The following is a 16,878-nucleotide window of genomic DNA, read 5'->3' as shown; positions in this document are numbered from 1 at the left end:
AGGAGATCTCGTGAAGCCGTACTGTGCAATTCTATTAGGATGCCTGATTTTACCCGTTGGTGCACGCGCGCAAAGCAGCGTCGCGCTGTACGGCATACTCGACAATGGCGTGACGTGGTCGAGCAATCAGGGCGGTCATTCCGCGTGGCAAATGCAAGGCAGTATCTCCCAAGGAAACCGCTGGGGCGTGCGCGGCCAGGAAGACCTGGGCGGCGACTGGGCGGCGCTGTTCAGGCTGGAGGGCGGCTTCAACGGCAATACGGGCGCGCTGAGCCAGGGCGGGCGTCTGTTCGGGCGGCTGGCCTTCGTCGGTCTGTCCAGCACGCGTTACGGCACCTTGACGCTCGGGCGCCAGGGCGAAGCGATCGGCGACTATATCGGCTTGCTCTCGGCAAACGGCCAGTTGCCCGGCGGCATTCTGTTTCCGCACCCCGGCGACCTCGACAACAACGGCGTCGACTTCCACCTCAACAACGCTGTGAAATACGTCTCGCCCACGTATGGCGGCCTCACGGGCGTGGCGATCTACAGCTTTGGCGGCGTGGCGGGAGACTTCGCCCGCCAGAGCGCGAAATCGTTCGCCTTGCAGTATGTGTCTGGCGGCCTCCAGGTGGTGGGCGCCTACACCCAGATCGATCACCCCGCCGAAGCGGTTCCCGAAGGCGTATGGACGGCGTCGAACACGGTGGACGGCAATTACGGGCTCGCGGCCGGCAGCTACAAGGTGCTGGGCTTCGGCGCGGGCTACACGTTTGGCGCGGCGCGCATCAGCGCGGACTGGACGCATACGCAGTTCGGCGATCTGGACCCGACCCTCGGCGCGAAGATCGGCGGCCATGTCACGTTCAACATCGGCGAAGTCGTCGCCAGCTATATGGTCAGGCCCACGCTTCAGTTAGGGGTGGCCTTCAGCTACACGGCGGGCAGCGTGTCGGAAACCGGTCAGACGCCGCGCTATCAGGAAACGGACGCCAGCGTCGATTACTACCTGTCGAAGAGCACGGACCTTTATGCGAGCGCGACGTGGATGCATGCGAGCGGCGGCGCGGTTGCCGACCTCGCGCCGGTGCTCGCGGCGTCGAGCGGTTCTGACCAGGTGGCGCTGCGGGTGGGCTTGCGCAAGAAGTTCTGACGCGCGGGCGATTGACGCAATCCAATGACAACCCGATGGAGGGGACATGCGTAACCTGAACGAAGTGACGATAACGCAGGCGGTGACCGCATCGCTCGCGGGCTGCGAGGATGCGCGGCTACGCGGCGTCGTCATGAAGCTCGTCGAGCATTTGCACGCATTCGCTCGCGAAACGAAGCTGACCGAGGCGGAATGGGCGAAGGCAATCGCCTTCCTCACCGCCGTCGGCCATATCACCGACGACAAGCGCCAGGAGTTCATTCTCCTTTCCGACGTGCTGGGCTTGTCGACGCTCGTGGTCGCGCAAAGCCACGCGAAGCCCGAGGGATGCACGGAAGCCACCGTGTTCGGGCCGTTCTACGTGGCGGACAGCCCGCAATACGCGCAGTTCGACGATATCGCCAATGGCGCGCGCGGCGAACCGTGCTTTGTCGGTGGGCAGGTGCGCTCGCTGGACGGCGAACCCGTTGCGCACGCATCGATCGAGGTCTGGCAGGCCGACGAGGAAGGGCATTACGACGTGCAGGTGCCCGAGGCGGACGGCACGGTGACGCATCGCGCGCGCGGCCGGCTGCACACCGACGCCGATGGCCGTTTCGCGTTCCGCTCGATCCTCGCCGAGCCGTATCCCATTCCGCACGACGGTCCGGTGGGCAAGCTGCTCGAAGCGCTTGGACGTCACCCGTGGCGGCCCGCGCATCTGCATTTCATGATTGAGGCGCCGGGTTTCGAAACGCTCATCACGCATGTGTTCCGCGACGGCGACCGCTATCTCGACTCCGACGTGGTGTTCGGCGTGCGCTCGACGCTGGTTGCGCAGTGGGTTCGCCACGAGCCGGGCACCGCGCCCGACGGCTCGCCTGTCGATGTGCCGTTCTACACGCTCGACTACGACTTCGTCCTCAATCGGGCGGCAGCGGCGGTACCGGCATGAACGCGTTCATTTACGAGGCGCGGCCGTCACGCGTGATCTTCGGCGCGGGCAGCCTGTGTCATCTGGAGCGCGAGGTGCTCGCGCTGGGCGCGCGCCGCGCGATCGTGCTCTGCACGCCGGGGCAGCACGCGCTCGCGCAGTCGGCGCTGGAGCGGCTGGGCTCGCGCGCGGCGGGACTGTATGACCGCGCCACCATGCACGTGCCGCTGGAAGTCGCGCGCGACGCCCGCGAATTCGCGCGCGCCCGCCACGCCGATTGCGCCGTCGCCATGGGCGGCGGCTCGGTGATCGGACTCGGCAAGGCGATCGCGCTCGACAGCGGCCTGCCGATCCTAGCCATTCCCACGACCTACGCGGGCAGCGAGATGACGCCCATCTACGGGTTGACGGAGCGAGGCTACAAGCGCACCGGCACGGATGCGCGCGTTCTGCCGAAGACGGTGATCTACGATCCCGAACTCACGGTGTCCTTGCCGGTCGATCTTTCGGTCACGAGCGGCATCAACGCGATCGCGCATGCGGCGGAGGGGCTCTACGCGCACAACGCGAACCCGGTGATGAGCCTGATGGCCGAGGAGGGCATACGCGCGCTCGCGCAGGCGTTGCCGCGCGTGCGGGCGAACGCGGCCGACGTGGCGGCTCGCGGCGACGCGCTTTACGGCGCGTGGCTATGCGGCTTCGTGCTGGGCAGCGTGGGCATGGCGCTGCATCACAAGCTCTGCCACACGCTGGGCGGCAGTTTCAATCTGCCGCACGCGCCAACGCATACGGCCGTGTTGCCTCACGTGCTGGCCTACAACGCGGCGCATGCGCCGGAGGCGATGCGGCGCATGGCGCGCGCGCTCGGCGCGAGCGACGCCGCAAGCGGTATCCATGCGCTCGCGCGCGATAACGGCGCGCTCACTTCGCTCAAGGCACTCGGGATGCAACACGCGGATCTCGACCGCGCGGCCGATATCGCCGTCGAGAATCCCTACTGGAACCCCCGGCCGGTGGAGCGCGGCGCATTGCGCGCGCTGTTGCAGGACGCGTTCGACGGCACGCCGCCGCGCTCGACGATGTCGTGAGGCGCGGTGAGCGCCCACGCGCTCACCACACCGCCTGGCTCGTGATCGCGAACTGCTTGAATGCCGAATCCACACGCAGGGGCTCGCCGCGCTCCGTCTTCTCGATGTGATCGACGATCGGCAGGCCCACGCCTTCGAGCCAGTCGGAAAGACCCAGATCGTCAGGCGTATCGATGCGCACGAACATGCCCGCGTTGGAGGCGAGCCAATGGCTGATCAGCGCCTTGGCGCGGCACGCGTCGGGCGAATCGGGGGCGATCACGGGGCCGATCACATGCCCGTCGCCAAAGCGGCGAAAGAGCGCGAAGCCGATCAGTTCGCCGTCGCGGTCGAGCGCGATGCCGCTTGCCTGATCGAGCAGTTTCGGCAGCATCTCCGAGCGGTCGAGGCCGCTTGCGCGCGTGGCCAGTTCGATCAGGCGCGGCCGGTCGCTCGCGCCGATCGGGCGCAGCCGCTCGCCCGCGGGCAGCGAGACGAGCGGCGGCTGGAACGCCGCGCCCTGGTGTTGCTGGATGCGCCCGATGCGCGTGAAGCCGAGCCGCTCGACGAGCGGCCAGCCCGTGTCGCTCGCATGCAGCAGCAGCGTGCGCGAGGCGAGCGCTTCCATCCAGTGCTCGATCATGGCGCGGCCAATGCCGCGGCGTTGATGACTGGGCCTGACGATCAGCATGCCGAGCGTCGCCGCGTTGGGGCCGAACAGCCAGGAAAAGGCCGTGCCGACGAGCGAGCCGCTTTCATCCACGGCCACGATGCCCTCGCCGATGCGGGCGGCGAAGCGCCAGTCTTCGGCGCGGTGCCGCCAGCGCACCGCCATCGACAATGCGTGGGCGGCGGGCAGGTCATCAGCGGTAAAAGCGCGATAGGTAATGACGCTGTTCAGGTTTGGGTCGGACACGCCGGCCTCCAGATTCTGTATACGCGTACCGTGACTATCGCATCGCCCGCTGTGGCTGACTAGGACGATCTTCCTGTTTGTGCACGCGAGCGGGCCGGGCCCGTGATGCAATGCAAAACGCGGGGTTGGACCGACAATAACGCGTCGATTCTGCTGATTGCGCCTTTTTGTCGGCGAAAAATGCGGTGGCAGTGGACCTACGATATTTCCCATCGAGACCAAGTCGAGGGAAGCCAGTCATGGACCAGTTCGATCCCGCCGCAGCCGCTGCCAGCATCGCTGAAAGAAGCGGCCATTTCATTGGCGGCGAATATGTTGCCGGGGGCGCGGCGCGCATCGAGGTCGCGCGGCCGTCGGACGGCGTGGTCTATGCCTCGGTGCCGCTCGGCGATGCGCAACTGGTGGCGCGCGCCGTCGAGAACGCAAGGCGCGCGTTTCGCGAGAGCGGCTGGGCGCGCATGGCGCCGCGCGAGCGCGCCCGCATCCTGCGCCGCTTCGCGGACCTGATCGCCGCCGACACAGCCACGCTCGCGCCGCTAGAAGCGCTCGGCTCGACGCGTCCCGTGCGCGACGTGTGCGCGTGGGACGTGCCGTTCACGGCGGAAGGCATCCGCTTCTATGCCGAGTTCGCCGACAAGGTCGGCGGCGAGGTCGTGGCCACCGACCACGATCACCTGGGCATGACGATCGCCGAGCCTTATGGCGTGGTCGGTGCGATCGCGCCGTGGAATTTCCCGCTTGTGATGGCCTCGTGGAAGATCGGCCCGGCGCTCGCGGCGGGCAATGCCGTGGTGCTCAAGCCTTCTGAAATGACGCCGTTCTCCGTGCTGCGCCTGGCCGAACTCGCGATCGAGGCGGGCATTCCGCCTGGCATCTTCAACGTCGTGCAAGGCGACGGCGTGACGACGGGCGATGCGCTCGTGCGCCATCCGGATGTCGCGAAGGTCACGTTCACGGGCTCGACGCGCGCGGGCGCCGCGATCATGGCGGCCTGCGCGCAAAGCGGCACGAAGCCGCTCACGCTGGAGCTGGGCGGCAAGAGCCCGCAACTCGTGTTCGCCGACGCGCCGAAGCTCGATGAAGTCGCGCGCCGCATCGCCGGTGCGATTGCCGGTAACGCGGGGCAGGTGTGCGTGGCCGGCTCGCGGCTGCTGGTCGAGCGCGGCGTCGCGGACCAACTGGTGTCGCGCATCGAGCAGGCGTTCGCGACCCTGCGCGCCGGGGCGACATGGGCTTCGGGCACGACGCTGCCGCCCATCATTTCGCAGGCGCAGGCGGCACGCATCGAAGCCATTGTCGAGCGCAGCGTGGCCGAAGGCGCCACGCTATCGTGCGGCGGCCGCCGCGCGGACGCGCCCGTGCCCGGCGCGTTCTATCTGCCCACCATCCTCACGGGCGTCACGCCGCACACCGAGGCCGTGCGCGCCGAGGTGTTCGGCCCCGTGCTCACGGTGCAAACCTTCGAGACGGAGGAAGAAGCGCTCGCGCTCGCCTCGCATCCCGAATACGGCCTCGCGGCGGGCGTGCATACGGCGGACATCGGCCGCGCGCTGCGCCTCGTGCGCGCGCTGGAGGCGGGCACCGTGTGGGTGAACCGCTACGGGCGCAGCAACGACTTCATGATCCCCACGGGCGGCTACAAGCGCTCGGGCATGGGCAAGGATCTCGGCCGCCAGGGCTATGAAGCGCACCTGCGTTTCAAGAGCGTGCTGATCGATACGCGGACCTGACGACATGCCGACTGCAATGCTGACAAATCGCATGGGAAAACGCACGGCCATGCCGTTATCGCGCGCTCGATGGCGCCGCCGCAGAATCTGCTGCGGCGAGCCCTCCAAACGCGTGATTTATACCGCGCAGGCCCCACGATTCGACGCCAACCCCCAATTTTGTGCTGTTTAAATTTTCCACAGGGACGCACCTCCTCCTGTTTTCGCCACTGAGCCCGCAGCGGGTTCATCACACGAAAGGATTGCCATCATGATCGATTTCGAGCCGAAGTACATCACGTTCGACTGCTACGGCACGCTGACGAAGTTCCGCATGGCCGACATGGCGCGCGAGATGTACGGCGAGCGCCTCAAGGGCGCGGAACTCGAGAAGTTCGTTGCGTTCTTCGCGGGTTATCGCCGCGACGAAGTGCTCGGCGCATGGAAGCCGTACCGCGACGTGGTCGTCAATGCGGTGCGCCGCACCTGCAAGCGCATGAACGTCGAGTTCATCGAGTCGGAAGCCGAAAAGTTCTACACCGCCGTGCCGACCTGGGGCCCGCACCCGGACGTGCCCGAAGGCCTCTCGCGTCTCGCGAAGAAGTACAAGCTCGTGATTCTCTCGAACGCGTCGGACGACCAGATCCAGAGCAACGTGGACAAACTCGGCGCGCCGTTCCACCGCGTGTTCACGGCGCAGCAGGCGCAGTCGTACAAGCCGCGCATGCAGGGCTTCGAGTACATGTTCGACCAGCTCAACTGCAACCCCGGCGACGTGCTGCACGTCTCGTCGAGCCTGCGCTACGACCTCATGACGGCGCACGACCTGGGCATCAAGCACAAGGCGTTCGTCAAGCGCGGCCACGAGCCGGGCACGCCGTACTACGAGTACTACGAAGTCGACACGATCGGCGACCTCGCCACGCAACTGGGTCTCTGATAACCGATCACGCCAAGGCCGCCCGATGAAGCTCGATTCCTACTGGCTCGATACCGCCCCCGGCGGCCTGCTCGCAAGCGAGGGGCCGGTGGAGGGCCGCGTGGACGTCGCCGTGGTCGGCGGCGGTTTCACGGGGCTTTCCGCGGCGCTCGCCTTCGGCCGCCGCGGCGCGAGTGTCGCGGTGCTCGACGCGGGCCGCATGGCCGGCGGCGCTTCGGGGCGCAACGGCGGCCAGTGCAACACGGGCGTGGCGCAGGACTATGCGGCGCTGCGCGCGCAACTGGGCGTGGAGCGCGCGCAAGGCTGCTACCGCGCGTATGCGGCGGCGGTCGAGACCGTCGAGCGGTTGATACGCGAAGAGGGCATCGACTGCGACTACCTCGCCTCGGGCAAGCTCAAGCTCGCTGCGAAGCCGCATCACCTGGCGCACATCGAACGCACGGCCGAACTGATTCGCCGCGAGGTCGATCCCGACATCGAGGTCCTGGGCCGCGAGCAGATTCGCAGCGAAGTGGATTCGGACAGCTTCTACGGCGGCCTGCTCCAGAAGCACGGCGGCCAGATGCACATGGGCCGCTTCGCGGTGGGGCTCGCAAACGCCGCCGTGCGGCGCGGCGCGCGGCTCTACGAGCATGCGGCCGTGACGTCCATCGCGAAGGAAGGCGGCGGCTACCGCGTGGAATCGTCGTGCGGAACGTTGCGCGCGCAACAGGTTCTGATCGCGACGGGGCCTTCGCGGCACGGCCCGTTCGCGTGGTACCGGCGGCGTCTCGCGCCGGTCGGCTCGTTCATCGTCGTGACCGAGCCGCTGCCGCCCGCGCAGCTCACGCGGCTTTTGCCCAACCGCCGCTCGTACACGACGAGCCGCCTCATGCACAACTATTTCCGCGTGACGCCGGATTCGCGCCTGCTGTTCGGCGGCCGCGCACGCTTCACCGCCTCCGAGCAGCCGTCCGATGCAAAGAGCGGCCGCATTCTTCAGCGCAATCTCGGGCAGCTCTTTCCGGCGCTCGCGAACGTGCGCATCGATTACTGCTGGGGCGGGCTCGTCGACATCACGGCGGACCGCCTGCCGCGCGCGGGCCAGCACGAAGGCGTGTGGTTCTCCATGGGCTACAGCGGCCACGGCACGCAGATGTCCACGCACATGGGCCAGGTGATGGCCGAGGTGATGAGCGGCAACGCTGCGGCGAACCCGTGGCGCGATTTCACGTGGCCCGCCATTCCCGGCCACACGGGCAAACCGTGGTTTTTGCCGCTCGTCGGCGCGTACTACCAGATCAAAGACGCTTTTTACTGACCCTGCTTTTCGACAATACACAGCCTCGATACGTCGGGCTGCGGCCCCCCACATCAGACGCGGAGAAGTTTCATGAGCATCGACAAATCGCCTGAAGACATTGCCCACGCGGGCGTGCGGCTCGAGGAATTGACGAAGCGCGGCGCCTCGCGCCGCGACCTCCTTCGCGCGATGGTCGCGGGGGGCATGATGTCGATGACGGGCGCGGGCCTCCTCACCGCGAGCGGCGCCGCCTTCGCGCAGGAAAAGCCGAAGCAGGGCGGCAAGATCCGCGTGGCGACGCAGTCCTCGTCGGCCTCCGACACGCTCGATCCCGCGAAGGAGTCGGTGTCCACCGACTATGTGCGCGCCTACATGGTGTACAACGGCCTGACCGAGTACGACGCGCATCTCGGCGCGCAGATGGCGCTCGCGCAGTCGCTCGAAACGAAGGACGCGACGGTGTGGGTCGTGAAGCTGCGCAGCGGCGTGCAGTTCCACGACGGCAAGACGCTCGCGCCCGCCGACGTGGTCTACTCGCTCATGCGCCACAAGGACCCCGCGGTGGCCTCGAAGGTCAAGACGCTCGCCGACCAGTTCCAGGACGTGAAGGGCACCGGTCCGAACGAAGTGACGATCACGCTCACGGGGGCGAACGCCGACCTGCCCGTGATCCTCGCCGACTCGCACTTCATGATCATCAAGGACGGCACGACCGACTTCAAGACGGCCGTGGGCACTGGCCCGTTCAAGCTCAAGGACTTCTCGCCGGGCGTGCGCACGGTGGTCGTGCGCAACGAGCGCTACTGGAAGCCGGGCCTGCCGCATCTGGACGAGATCGAACTGGTCGGCATCGGCGACGAATCGGCGCGCGTGAACGCGCTGCTCTCGGGCGACGTGCAGCTCATCAACCAGGTGAGTCCGCGCTCGACCTCGCGCATCAAGGGCACGCCGGGCTTCGCCGTGAAGGAAACGAAGACGGGCCAGTACACCGACCTCATCATGCGCGACGAAGGCGGCATCACGGGCAACGCCGATTTCCGCCGCGGCATGATGCACCTGTTCGACCGCGAGCAGATCCGCAACGCCGTGTTCCTCGGCTACGGCGCGATCGGCAACGACCAGCCGATCGACCCGACCAATAAATACTATTTCGCAGGGCTGCCCGAGCGCACCTACGATCCGCAGAAGGCGAAGTTCTACTTCCAGAAGGCGAAACTCGGCAGCACGCCGCTACAGATCTACGCGTCGCCGGCGGCGGACGGCTCGGTCGAAATGGCGATGCTGCTCCAGCAGGTCGCGCCGCAGGCGGGCCTGAACCTCCAGGTGGTGCGCACGCCGGGCGACGGCTACTGGTCGAACCACTGGATGAAGCACCCGCTGACCTTTGGCAACATCAACGCGCGCCCGAGCGCCGACGTGATCTTCACGCAGTTCTTCAAGTCGGACGCACCGTGGAACGAGGCGAACTGGAAGGACCCGAAGTTCGACCAGATGCTGCTGGCCGCGCGCGGCGAACCCGACGACGCCAAGCGCAAGAAGATCTATGGCGACATGCAGGTGCTCGTGCACAGCGACGGCGGCATCGGCATTCCGCTGTTCCTGAGCTCGCTCGACGCGCACACCACGAAGCTCAAGGGCCTCGGCTCGATTCCGATTGCGGGCCTCATGGGCTTCAAGTTCGCCGAGAACGTCTGGCTCGAAGCGTGATTGAAGCGTGATGGATGCTTGATGATTGCGGCCGGGCGCGCCTGAGTTGGCAAGTTCGGCCACCGATTTCCCGCTTCACCAGGATGAGGAGGCGACACCCGATGAAAGCCCACGCGCAACGACTCATTGCCGCGCGTCTCGGTCTCGCGCTGCTCACGTTGCTGATCGTCTCGGCAATCGTGTTCGGCCTCACGGGCCTCTTGCCCGGCGACGCCGCGCAGCAGGCGCTGGGCCAGGCGGCCACGCCCGAGCAGGTGGCCGCGCTGCGTCACCAGTTCGGCCTCGACCAGCCCGCGCTCACGCGCTACCTGCACTGGCTCCTGCATGCCGCGACGGGCAACTTCGGCACGTCGGTGTCGAATAACCAGCCGGTGAGCGAATTGATCGCCACGCGCCTGCCCAACTCGCTCGTGCTGGCGGGGCTCACCACGCTCGTTTCGGTGCCGCTCGCGCTCGCCATCGGCATCTTTTCCGCCGTGTTCCGCGGTTCGCTGCTCGATCGCGCGCTCAACGTGCTCACGCTTTCCGCCGTGGCCGTGCCCGAGTTCCTCGTCGCCACCATCGCTGTGCTGATCTTCGCGGTGAAGCTGCGCTGGCTGCCCGCGCTCTCGTACCTCTCGGAGGTGGATTCGTTCGGCACGCTGCTGCGCATCTACGCCATGCCGGTCATGACGCTGTGCTGCGTGATCGTCGCGCAGATGGCGCGCATGACGCGCGCGGCCGTGCTCGACCAGCTCGGTGCGCCGTATGTGGAAATGGCGCGCCTGAAGGGCGCGTCGCCCGCCCGCATCGTGCTGCGCCATGTGCTGCCCAACACGATCGGCCCGATCGCCAACGCCGTCGCGCTGAGCCTCTCTTACCTCTTTGGCGGCGTGGTGATCGTGGAGTCGATCTTCAACTATCCGGGCCTCGCGAGCCTCATGGTCGACGCCGTGACGAACCGCGACCTGCCGCTCGTGCAGGGCTGCGTGATGGTGTTCTGCGCCGCGTATCTGGTGCTCGTGCTGATCGCGGACCTGTGTCAAATCGTATCCAACCCGAGGCTGCGTCAACGATGAACCGACCCGCCACATCTCACGCCACGACCGTGCTCTACGCAACCAGCGAGAGCGAGGAACGGCCCGCCGCCGAAGCCGCGAAGGAAGCGCCGAACGACATTCCCACGCCGCCGCGCTCGCCGCTGCGCCGTCTCGCCGGCCGCCTTTCTGTGCTCGGCCTGATCGGTCTTGCGATTGTCGTGTTCTGGCTCGGCGTGGCCTTCATCGGGCCGCTCGTCGCGCCCTACAAGGGCGGCGCGATCACCTCCACGGAAATCTTCGGCTCGTACAGCGCGGCGCATCTGCTCGGCACCGATTTCCTCGGCCGCGACATGCTGAGCCGCGTGCTCTACGGCACGCAGTACACCGTGGGCCTCGCGCTCGCCGCCACGCTGCTCGCAAGCGGCATCGGCATATTCTTCGGACTGCTTGCCGCTGTCGCGCCGCGCTGGATCGACGAGGTGTTGAGCCGCATTTTCGACGCGCTGATCTCCATTCCGAGCAAGGTGCTCGCGCTCGTGGTGATCGCGGCGTTCGGCTCCTCGGTGCCGATGCTGATCACGGTGGCGGCGCTCGCCTATATTCCGGGCGCGTTCCGCATTTCGCGCTCGCTCGCCGTGAATCTGATGACGCTCGAATACGTGCAGGTCGCCAGAGCCCGCGGCGAAGGGCTGTTCTACATTGCCCGCGTGGAAGTGCTGCCGAACATGATCCACCCCATGCTTGCCGACTTCGGCCTGCGTTTCGTGTTCATCGTGCTGCTGCTGAGCGGCCTGTCGTTCCTGGGGCTCGGCGTCCAGCCGCCGGATGCGGACTGGGGCTCGCTCGTGCGCGAGAACATCGGCGGCCTCGCGGAAGGCGCGCCCGCCGTGCTGATGCCGGCCGTGGCCATCGCGACGCTCACGGTCGGCGTAAACCTGCTCATCGACAGCCTGCGTCGCCACGGCGGCCGCGCGCATGGAGGCGGAAAATGAACATGATCGAAGTGACGGACCTGCGCGTGGTCGCGGGCGCGGCGCCCGATCCGGTCGTCGAGATCGTCAAGGGCGTCGACTTCACCGTGAAGAAGGGCGAAGTGCTCGCGCTGATCGGCGAATCGGGCTCGGGCAAGACCACCATCGCGCTCTCGCTGCTCGGCCATGCGCGCGACGGTTGCGCCATTGCGGGCGGCAGCGTGAAGATCGGCGGCACCGACGTGCTCGCGCTCGACGAACGCGGCCGCCGCGCGTTGCGCGCGCGCACCGTGGCCTATGTCGCGCAGAGCGCCTCGGCGGGCTTCAACCCGGCGCGCACGATCATGGACCAGGTGACCGAGCCCGCGCTGCTGCACAAGCTCATGTCGCCCGCAGCGGCGCGCGAGAAGGCGGTGAGCCTGTTCCGCGCGCTCGCGCTGCCCGCGCCGGAGACGATCGGCGCGCGCTATCCGCACCAGGTGTCGGGCGGCCAGTTGCAGCGCCTCATGGCCGCGATGGCGCTCATCACCGACCCCGCCGTGGTCGTGTTCGACGAGCCCACCACGGCGCTCGACGTGACCACGCAGATCGAAGTGCTGGCGGCCTTTCGCAAGGTCGTGCGCGAACTGGGCACGACAGCCGTGTACGTGTCGCACGATCTCGCGGTGGTCGCGCAGATGGCTGATCGTATCGTCGTCCTGAACAATGGCGCGGTGCGCGAGAATGGCACGACGCTCCAGGTGCTCGACGCGCCTGAGGACGACTACACGCGCGCGCTGCTGGCGGCGCGCCGCCACCCCGACCCCGGTCCGCCCGCCGCGCCCCCGGCCGCCGAAGTGCCGCTGCTCGAAGTGCGCAACCTGATCGCGGGCTACGGTCGCGTGGATGCGAACGGCGTGCCCGCCGCGCGCGTGCTGGAGGACGTGAGCCTGCGCATTGCGCGCGGCAGCGCGCTGGGCGTGATCGGCGAATCGGGTTCGGGCAAGACGACGCTCGCGCGCGTGGTGGCGGGGCTCGTGGAACGCGCGCGCGGCGAAGTGCTGCTCGACGGCGTGCCGCTGCCCGCCACGCTTTCGGCGCGCACGCCCGACCAGTACCGCCGCATCCAGATCGTGTTCCAGAACGCCGACACGGCGCTCAACCCGAGCCGCACGATCGCCGACATCCTCGCGCGGCCCATGTGCTTCTATCACGGCCTGCGCGGCGCGGCGGCGAAAAAACGCATGCTCGAACTGCTCGACCTCGTGAAGCTGCCTGCCTCGATTGCGAAGCGTCAGCCGGGCGGTCTCTCGGGCGGCCAGAAGCAGCGCGTGAACCTGGCCCGCGCGCTCGCGGCGGAACCGGCGTTGATTCTGTGCGACGAGGTGACGTCCGCGCTCGACACCGTCGTCGGCGCGGCGATTCTCGATCTGCTCGGCGAATTGCGCCGCGAGCTGGGCGTCTCGTACATGTTCATCAGCCACGATATTTCCACGGTGCGCGCGATTTGCGACGACGTCGTCGTGCTGTACGGCGGCCAGTGCGTCGAGGCGGGCCAGCGCGACGTGCTGGAGGCGCCGCCTTATCACCCCTACACGGGCCTGCTGGTCGATTCGGTTCCGGCGTTGCAGCCGGGCTGGCTCGACGCGCGGCGCGCCGTGGCGGGCGCGGCGCTGCCGCCGCTCGGGGCGTCGGCCGAGGTGCGCGAGCTGTGCGCGTTTCGCGCGCGTTGCCCCGTGCGTATCGATGGCGCGTGCAACGTGAGCGCGCCCGCGATGAAGCGGCTGCCGGGCGGTGCGCAGATTCTTTGCCATCACACGACGGCGGAACTGGAGCGCTTGCAGACCGCACAGGCCGCTCAGGTCGCGCAAGCCACGCAATCGACTCAATCCACTCAATCCACTCAATCGACGAAGAGGGCCGCCGCATGAACGCGCGCTTCGTGAGAGTCGCGGAAGCGGGCCGCCCGACCTTCGACATCGAGATCGACGGCCGCGTGGCCCAGGCCGCCGAAGGCGACACGCTGATGGTCGCGCTGCTCGCCACCCAGGACGCGCTGCGCGACTGCGAGTTCGACGAAGGGCGGCGCGCCGGTTTCTGCCTGATGGGCGCTTGCCAGGACTGCTGGGTGTGGACCGCGCAGGGCGAGCGGCTGCGCGCCTGCACGACGCCCGCCGCGCCCGGCATGTCGATCGTCACGCGCAACGCGCTTGCCGGGGAGGGCGTATGGCCGCGCGCGCGCAACTGAAGGTGGTCGTGATCGGCGCGGGGCCTGCGGGCGTGCGCGCGGCGCAGGCGCTGGTGAGCGCCGGGCTGCGCCCGGTCGTCGTCGACGAAGGCCGGCGCGACGGCGGGCAGATCTACCGCCGCCAGCCCGAAGGGTTCAAGCGCGCCTACGAAACGCTCTACGGCACCGAGGCCGCGCGTGCGGCGGCCCTGCACCGCGACTTCGACGCGCTGCGCCCGCAGATCGACTACCGGCCCGACACACTGGTCTGGAACGTCGGGGCGCAGTCCGTGCATCTGGCGCGCGGCGCGCATTACGAGGAAGTGGCCTTCGACGCGCTGATCGTTTGTAGCGGCGCGACCGACCGGCTCATGCCCGTGCCCGGCTGGCAGCTGGCGGGCGCGTATAGCCTGGGCGGCGCGCAGGTCGCGCTGAAGTCGCAGGGCTGCGCCATTGGCGCGCGCACCGTCATGATGGGCACGGGCCCGCTGCTGTACCTCGTCGCCGCGCAATACGTGAAAGCGGGCGCGACGGTGAGCGCGGTGCTCGACACCTCCACGTTCGGCCAGCGCGTGCGCGCGCTGCCCGATCTGCTGCAAGTGCCCGCCGCGTTGCGCAAGGGCATGGCGCTTTTGCGCACGCTGCGCCGCGCGGGCGTGCCGGTGCATCGCGGCGTCACGCCGCTCGCCATCGAAGGCACGCCGGAGCACGGCGTGGACGCGGTGCGGGTGACGCTCGCCGACGGCCGCGAGCAGCGCGTGGCGTGCGACGCGGTCGCACTGGGCTACCACCTGCGCTCCGAAACGCAAATCGCCGATCTCGCGGGCTGTGCGTTCCGCTTCGACGCCGCCGCGCGGCAATGGCTGCCCGACGTCGATCACGACGGCCGCAGCGGCGTGGCGGGCGTGTATCTGGCCGGCGACGGCGTGCGCGTGCGCGGCGCCGACGCCGCCGAGCGCGCGGGGCGTCTCGCCGCGCTGGCCGCGTTGCAGGACTCGGGCGTGCCTTTGTCATCGGCGACGCTCGCCGAAGCGGCGAGACTGCGCGTCGAACTCGCGCGCTACACGCGCTTCGCCCAAGGCTTGCGCAAGGCGTTTCCGTGGCCTGCGCATTTCGCGGCGGCGCTGCCCGACGACACCGTGGTGTGCCGCTGCGAGTCCATCACGGCGGGCGAATTGCGCCGCGTGGTGCGCGAAACGGGCGCAACCGAAGCGAACCGCGCGAAGGCATTTTCACGCGTGGGCATGGGGCGCTGCCAGGGCCGCTTCTGCGCGCATGCGGGCGCCGAAGTGATCGCCGCCGAGGCGCGCGTGCCGCTCGAAGCGGTAGGCCGCCTGCGCGGGCAAGCGCCGGTGAAGCCGCTCACGATGACCTTGAGCGCCGCCGCGAACGGGATCGACGAAGCGCATGCGGCCCTCGCCGCGCCAATGCAGCACGGCGCGTGCTGCGCCAAGGAGTTCAGCGAATGACGGATCGCGCCGATGTGATCGTGATTGGAGGCGGCATCATCGGAACGTCGACGGCGTTCTTCCTGCGCCGCCGCCAGCGCTCAGTCATCCTGATCGAACGCGGGCTCACGGGCCAGCAGGCGAGCGGCGTGAACTTCGGCGGCGTGCGCCGCCAGGGCCGCGCGCTTTCGCAGCTTGCCATGTCCAATCGCGCGCTCGATATCTGGTATCGCGCGCAGTCGCTGCTGGGCGAGGACGTGGAGTTCCTGCCTTCGGGCCATACGCGCGTGTGCTACCACGCGCACGACGCCGAATACTTTCATCGCTACGCCGGGCAGGCGCGCGAGCACGGGCTCGATCTCGAAGTGCTCGAAGGCGCGGCGATGTTCAAGCGCTTTCCGTTCCTTGGCCGCGATGTGCTGGCCGCCTCGATCTCGCCGCGCGACGGGCACGCCAATCCGCGTCTCGCGGCACCGGCTTTCGGGCGCGCGGCCGCGCGGCTCGGCGCGCATCTCGTGGAGAACACCGAGATCGTGCGCGTGGAAAAGGAAGCGGGTGGTTTTCGCGTGGAGAGCGCCACAGGTGAGGTGTGGCGCGCGGAGCAACTGCTCATCTGCGCGGGCGCCTGGGCGGGTGCGCTTTCCGGGCAATTCGGCGAGCCGGTGCCGCTCGTCGCGCGCGGGCCGCAAATGGCCGTGACCGAGCCCGTGCCTTACCGCTTCATGCATTCCATGGGCGTCTATACGTCGGTGAAGGAAGAGAGCGTGTACTTCCGGCAGATTCCGCGCGGCAACCTCGTGCTGGGCGGCGGCCCCGCGGGCCCCGCCGATGCGCAAACGCGCCGCGCCGGCGTGCTGCCCGGCAACACCGTGCAGCAGATCGCGCAGTTCCGCCGCCTCGTCCCCGCGCTCGCGCCGTTGCATGTGATCCGCGTATGGAGCGGCGTGGAGAGCTACTTGCCGGACTCGGAGCCGGTGATCGGTCCCAGTTCGACGACGGACGGCCTCTTCTACGCGTTCGGCTTCAGCGGCTCGGGCTTCCAGATCGGGCCGGGCGTGGGCGAGACGCTCGCGGAACTGCTCGACTCGGGCGCCACCGACATGCCGCTCGACCCGTTTTCGATCGCGCGCTTCGCCCACGCGGCGCGCGCCGGTTCCGAGGTTTGCGCAAGCGTATCGACCGCCAGCGAGGCTTGACGATGCAGACCTTCAACGCCCCGGTCACACCGCTACGCGACGCGCTGGCCTATATCGAAGAGAACTTCGACAAGTCCGTGAGCCTCGCCGAACTCGCCGAGGTGTCGGCGCTCAGCGTCTCGCGGTTCGCCACCGTGTTTCGTCAGCAGGTGGGCCTCTCGCCGTACAAGTACCTGTGCGAAGTGCGCGTGCGCCGCGCGCAACTCTTGCTGCTGGCGGGCGTGCCGGGCGCCGTCGTCGCAACCCAGGTGGGCTTTTTCGATCAGAGCCATCTGGCGCGTCATTTCAAGCGCTTTTGCGGCGTGACGCCGAGCGCCTTTCTCCAGCAGGCGAGGGCGCTCGAAGCCGCTTGAGCGCCCCGCTTGCGTCTTG

General features: G+C 68.3%; 15 protein-coding genes. 14 read left to right on the top strand and 1 reads right to left on the bottom strand.

Going from position 1 to position 16,878, the window contains the following annotated elements:
• Positions 1-10: 10 nt before the first annotated feature.
• Genes C7402_RS41585 through C7402_RS41575 form a run of 3 tightly spaced genes read left to right on the top strand, consistent with a single transcriptional unit; the run spans position 11 to position 3,133 of the window.
• Positions 11-1,132 carry a porin gene (locus C7402_RS41585; protein ID WP_224039570.1) on the top strand — a complete coding sequence of 374 codons (1,122 nt, stop codon included), beginning with the start codon at positions 11-13 and terminating at the stop codon, positions 1,130-1,132.
• Positions 1,133-1,178: 46 nt separating this feature from the next.
• Positions 1,179-2,066, top strand: coding sequence for an intradiol ring-cleavage dioxygenase (locus tag C7402_RS41580; RefSeq protein ID WP_116614704.1), 888 nt, complete (start codon positions 1,179-1,181; stop codon positions 2,064-2,066).
• Positions 2,063-3,133, top strand: a complete 1,071-nt coding sequence (locus C7402_RS41575) for a maleylacetate reductase (RefSeq protein WP_112177419.1) — start codon at positions 2,063-2,065, stop codon at positions 3,131-3,133. The genes C7402_RS41580 and C7402_RS41575 overlap by 4 nt, the downstream gene beginning before the upstream one ends.
• A 22-nt stretch (positions 3,134-3,155) precedes the next feature.
• On the opposite strand, the gene C7402_RS41570 is transcribed toward C7402_RS41575, so the two are convergent.
• Complete coding sequence (locus tag C7402_RS41570; RefSeq protein ID WP_244315060.1) at positions 3,156-4,028, bottom strand: GNAT family N-acetyltransferase; 873 nt, start codon at positions 4,026-4,028, stop codon at positions 3,156-3,158.
• Between the two features lie 239 nt (positions 4,029-4,267).
• Between C7402_RS41570 and C7402_RS41565 the strand changes: the two genes are divergently transcribed.
• The 11 genes from C7402_RS41565 to C7402_RS41515 all read left to right on the top strand — a co-directional run bounded on the left by C7402_RS41565 (position 4,268) and on the right by C7402_RS41515 (position 16,859).
• A complete protein-coding gene (locus C7402_RS41565) occupies positions 4,268-5,758 on the top strand; it encodes an aldehyde dehydrogenase family protein (RefSeq protein ID WP_116614703.1) in 1,491 nt (496 codons plus the stop codon).
• A 250-nt stretch (positions 5,759-6,008) separates the two neighbouring features.
• Positions 6,009-6,677 (top strand): haloacid dehalogenase type II, encoded by a 669-nt coding sequence (locus tag C7402_RS41560; protein WP_112177421.1) that lies wholly within the window; start codon positions 6,009-6,011, stop codon positions 6,675-6,677.
• Positions 6,678-6,702: 25 nt separating this feature from the next.
• Positions 6,703-7,977, top strand: coding sequence for an NAD(P)/FAD-dependent oxidoreductase (locus C7402_RS41555; protein WP_116614702.1), 1,275 nt, complete (start codon positions 6,703-6,705; stop codon positions 7,975-7,977).
• A gap of 72 nt (positions 7,978-8,049) precedes the next feature.
• On the top strand, positions 8,050-9,666 hold the full coding sequence (locus C7402_RS41550; protein WP_116614701.1) for an ABC transporter substrate-binding protein: 1,617 nt from the start codon (positions 8,050-8,052) through the stop codon (positions 9,664-9,666).
• Positions 9,667-9,767: 101 nt separating this feature from the next.
• Positions 9,768-10,724, top strand: a complete 957-nt coding sequence (locus tag C7402_RS41545; RefSeq protein WP_112177424.1) for an ABC transporter permease — start codon at positions 9,768-9,770, stop codon at positions 10,722-10,724.
• A complete protein-coding gene (locus tag C7402_RS41540; protein WP_112177425.1) occupies positions 10,721-11,677 on the top strand; it encodes an ABC transporter permease in 957 nt (318 codons plus the stop codon). The genes C7402_RS41545 and C7402_RS41540 overlap by 4 nt, the downstream gene beginning before the upstream one ends.
• Entirely contained in the window at positions 11,674-13,566 is a 1,893-nt protein-coding gene (locus C7402_RS41535) for an ABC transporter ATP-binding protein (RefSeq protein WP_116614700.1), read from the top strand. Before C7402_RS41540 ends, C7402_RS41535 begins: the two co-directional genes overlap by 4 nt.
• Positions 13,563-13,883, top strand: a complete 321-nt coding sequence (locus tag C7402_RS41530; protein ID WP_112177427.1) for a (2Fe-2S)-binding protein — start codon at positions 13,563-13,565, stop codon at positions 13,881-13,883. The genes C7402_RS41535 and C7402_RS41530 overlap by 4 nt, the downstream gene beginning before the upstream one ends.
• Positions 13,862-15,331, top strand: a complete 1,470-nt coding sequence (locus C7402_RS41525) for an FAD/NAD(P)-dependent oxidoreductase (RefSeq protein ID WP_116614699.1) — start codon at positions 13,862-13,864, stop codon at positions 15,329-15,331. The genes C7402_RS41530 and C7402_RS41525 overlap by 22 nt, the downstream gene beginning before the upstream one ends.
• The gene (locus C7402_RS41520) at positions 15,328-16,506 is read left to right on the top strand and encodes an NAD(P)/FAD-dependent oxidoreductase (RefSeq protein WP_116614698.1); all 1,179 of its coding nucleotides are present in this window, start codon (positions 15,328-15,330) and stop codon (positions 16,504-16,506) included. The genes C7402_RS41525 and C7402_RS41520 overlap by 4 nt, the downstream gene beginning before the upstream one ends.
• Positions 16,507-16,508: 2 nt before the next feature.
• Positions 16,509-16,859: a helix-turn-helix domain-containing protein gene (locus C7402_RS41515; RefSeq protein ID WP_112177430.1), complete on the top strand. Its 351-nt coding sequence runs from the start codon at positions 16,509-16,511 to the stop codon at positions 16,857-16,859.
• Positions 16,860-16,878: the final 19 nt, after the last annotated feature.

It is taken from the genome of Paraburkholderia unamae (assembly GCF_003096875.1).
Classification (GTDB): Bacteria; Pseudomonadota; Gammaproteobacteria; order Burkholderiales; family Burkholderiaceae; genus Paraburkholderia; species Paraburkholderia unamae.
The sequence above is the reverse complement of the archived record's forward strand: the minus strand, read 5'-3'. Positions and strand labels throughout refer to the sequence as shown.

Bases quoted from the DNA above. Each gene is read 5' to 3' on its own strand.
- C7402_RS41575 (WP_112177419.1), top strand. From the start codon at position 2,063: ATGAACGCGTTCATTTACGAGGCGCGGCCGTCACGCGTGATCTTCGGC.
- C7402_RS41525 (WP_116614699.1), top strand. From the start codon at position 13,862: ATGGCCGCGCGCGCGCAACTGAAGGTGGTCGTGATCGGCGCGGGGCCT.
- C7402_RS41580 (WP_116614704.1), top strand. From the start codon at position 1,179: ATGCGTAACCTGAACGAAGTGACGATAACGCAGGCGGTGACCGCATCG.
- C7402_RS41535 (WP_116614700.1), top strand. From the start codon at position 11,674: ATGAACATGATCGAAGTGACGGACCTGCGCGTGGTCGCGGGCGCGGCG.
- C7402_RS41560 (WP_112177421.1), top strand. From the start codon at position 6,009: ATGATCGATTTCGAGCCGAAGTACATCACGTTCGACTGCTACGGCACG.
- C7402_RS41545 (WP_112177424.1), top strand. From the start codon at position 9,768: ATGAAAGCCCACGCGCAACGACTCATTGCCGCGCGTCTCGGTCTCGCG.
- C7402_RS41540 (WP_112177425.1), top strand. From the start codon at position 10,721: ATGAACCGACCCGCCACATCTCACGCCACGACCGTGCTCTACGCAACC.
- C7402_RS41550 (WP_116614701.1), top strand. From the start codon at position 8,050: ATGAGCATCGACAAATCGCCTGAAGACATTGCCCACGCGGGCGTGCGG.
- C7402_RS41565 (WP_116614703.1), top strand. From the start codon at position 4,268: ATGGACCAGTTCGATCCCGCCGCAGCCGCTGCCAGCATCGCTGAAAGA.
- C7402_RS41555 (WP_116614702.1), top strand. From the start codon at position 6,703: ATGAAGCTCGATTCCTACTGGCTCGATACCGCCCCCGGCGGCCTGCTC.
- C7402_RS41520 (WP_116614698.1), top strand. From the start codon at position 15,328: ATGACGGATCGCGCCGATGTGATCGTGATTGGAGGCGGCATCATCGGA.
- C7402_RS41515 (WP_112177430.1), top strand. From the start codon at position 16,509: ATGCAGACCTTCAACGCCCCGGTCACACCGCTACGCGACGCGCTGGCC.
- C7402_RS41530 (WP_112177427.1), top strand. From the start codon at position 13,563: ATGAACGCGCGCTTCGTGAGAGTCGCGGAAGCGGGCCGCCCGACCTTC.